We start from the raw sequence: 2,521 nt of genomic DNA, 5'->3' as shown, positions 1-2,521 counted from the left end.
AGGTGACATGCAACTTCTTGCAAGGATCATTTGCCTTGGTCTGGTGGGCTTCTGGATGTCTGCCATGTTCGGCTATGGGAACTTCGTTCTTTTGGGGGCCGGGGGCGTTGCGTTTCTATCTGGATTGCTGATGACGGCATTAGCACTACGTCGAAGGCGCCAAATGTTCAGTTATGGAGTGGAACTTCGCTTCGCTCTCGCTGTCATTGGAAGTAAGCGCAAGTGGGCGGATCTGCTCGAGATTCTGGACCTTGCGGTGTATGCGGACCTACGCCGATCCTGGCCGCAACGGCTGATGCCCACGTCGGGGAGTAGAAGTCACCCCGGCCGGCGCGCGGTCCAGTGTATTCCGGCGATCGCCGGGGTCAGAAGGACGCCATACGGAGCCATGCTGAAGGTGGTGGGTGCACCCGGCCAAAGCTTGGAGACGTGGCGACACCGTTGCGGCGAACTCAGCTCCGCGCTGAGAGTGCGCGAAGTCATCGTCGCCGAACCCAACCCCGGTGTTTTCGGGTTGCAGCTGCGAGTGCGCGATCCACTCGCGAGCCCTGTCATGCTGGCGGCGCCTCCGGTGTCGCGGCAGTGGGAACTGCCACTCGGGATCAACGAGCAAGGTGTCCCGATCACGGGATCGTGCCGCAACGTGAGCGGCATGGTCGTCGGTGGCGTACCGGGTGGCGGCAAGAGCGCGTGGTTGGCCGTGGTGCTCGCTTCGTTGGCGCAACGAGATGATGTCCAGTGGCTTTTGATCGACGGTAAGCAAGGCTACGACTTGGAAGGGCTGAGCTCACGGGCGTATCGCTACATCAGTGGCGATGATGCAGGGAATCTAGAAATCGTCAGAGACGCTCTGCGGGACGTCCAACTGCTGATGCGCGAACGGCTGCGCTTCGCGCGCGAGTTGTACGGAGATGCGAACCTATGGTCCGCGAACCCGTCTCGGCTGCATCCAGCCGTGCTGGTTGTCATCGATGAGTGTCAAACCTACTTGGATGCACGGTCTTTGCGTACTAGGGATGCTAAATCGGTTGGTGCAGAGATTGAATCGATCACTCAAGATCTGGTTAAGCGCGGGCGTTCTGCCGGGATCGTTGTTGCCCTGAGCACTCAGCGGCCGACCGCCGACAGCATCCCGACCGGTATCCGCGACAATTGCGCTGTGCGCGTGTGCTTTTCCGTTCGGACGCGGGAAGCAGCGAGGGCAGTGCTCGGCGAGTTCTCGACGGATTCGGCGACGAGTCCCATTGGCGCTCCGACAGGCGTGGGTGTGAGTTCCTTTGATGGAGTGGAGGTTCGTTTTCGTAGCCCGTTCGTGCCTGACTGGGTTCTTCGCAGGCACGTCGAGGCGGCCGCGAGACTTGCCGCGAATCCATTGGACTTACTTTGCGGTGCGCTGATGGATCTGGCTGCGCGAGGCGACAGTCGCGCTGGGTCGACGCCCGAGAGCGTCCACATAACACGGACACAAGACCGTACAACACGGACACAAGCCGGCTCGGCCGGCGCGTGAGCGAATCGGTCGATAGGAGACATGATGCGAGGCAAGACGATCGCGGGCAGTAGAGAGCGCGTCGGTCGCTACGACGAACTGCTCAGAATCGACGAGGTGGCTGACCGTCTGAAGGTATCCGTCGGATGCATCAGGGCCTGGCGGCTGAAGGGAGAAGGGCCGCCGGCGATTCGGATCGGGGCCGCCTTGCGTTGGGACGCAGCGGAGGTGGATGAATGGCTGGACTCGCGACGCGAGTCGCGCATGCAGGCATAGCGGCATGATCGAGGCGCGGCGGGGGCCGAATGGGGCCCGCGTCTACCGTGCCCGGGTTTACTACCGCGGCCGCTACGTCGCATCGCGCACCTTTCACCGCAAGCGCGACGCCCAGGAATGGGAGCGCAACCAAGTCGACACGCTGAAAACAGGCGCCTGGGCAGACCCGAAAGCGGGAGAGAAGCCCGTCCGCGAGTGGTGCGAGATTTGGCTGACTGCGCAACCTGCTAGAGCGGAGGCAACGGAGCGAAAGATTCGTGGCGTCATCGGCAAGCAGATCTCCGGCACATTCGGCAGGCGGCCCCTGGTGTCGGTACGCCCGTCGGAGGTGCAGGCTTGGGCGGCAGACATCTCTCGTAGGCAGTCCGCCGCAACGGCGCGCCATTCACTCGGTGTTTTGCGCAGGGTGTTCGACCATGCCGTTCGTGACGGTGCAATCAATCGCAACCCGGCCGCGGGTATCCGCTTGCCGAGGGTTCAGGGAAATGATCCGCGACCTTTGACCCACGAGCAACTGTGGCGGTTGGCCGATTACCTCGACGAGCCGCGGGACCGCACTTTGGTGCTGGTAGCCGGGTACTGCGGACTGCGGTGGGGGGAGCTCGCCGCACTGCGCTGGACCGATATCGACCAGGAGCGGAGCGTCCTCCGCGTCGCCCGTGCGTACTCGGAGGAAGCGCGGCGCGGTGAGCTTTCGCCGGTAAAGGACCACCAGGCGCGGACAGTCCCAATTCCGCGAATCGTGTCGGACGAACT

Annotated in this window: 3 protein-coding genes; all 3 read left to right on the top strand. The window is 62.8% G+C overall.

Annotated features, from left to right (window positions below; all coding sequences use genetic code 11):
* Positions 1-1,510: FtsK/SpoIIIE domain-containing protein (locus tag JF781_RS27760; RefSeq protein WP_225341350.1), on the top strand; the 1,510-nt coding region annotated here is incomplete at its 5' end.
* Positions 1,511-1,531: 21 nt separating this feature from the next.
* Positions 1,532-1,765, top strand: coding sequence for an AlpA family transcriptional regulator (locus tag JF781_RS27755; RefSeq protein ID WP_225341349.1), 234 nt, complete (start codon positions 1,532-1,534; stop codon positions 1,763-1,765).
* Positions 1,766-1,769: 4 nt separating this feature from the next.
* Positions 1,770-2,521: tyrosine-type recombinase/integrase (locus JF781_RS27750; RefSeq protein ID WP_225341348.1), on the top strand; the 752-nt coding region annotated here is incomplete at its 3' end.

It is taken from the genome of Mycobacterium sp. WUMAC-067 (assembly GCF_020217485.1).
GTDB lineage: Bacteria > Actinomycetota > Actinomycetes > Mycobacteriales > Mycobacteriaceae > Mycobacterium.
The sequence above is the reverse complement of the archived record's forward strand: the minus strand, read 5'-3'. Positions and strand labels throughout refer to the sequence as shown.

Bases quoted from the DNA above. Each gene is read 5' to 3' on its own strand.
- JF781_RS27755 (WP_225341349.1), top strand. From the start codon at position 1,532: ATGATGCGAGGCAAGACGATCGCGGGCAGTAGAGAGCGCGTCGGTCGC.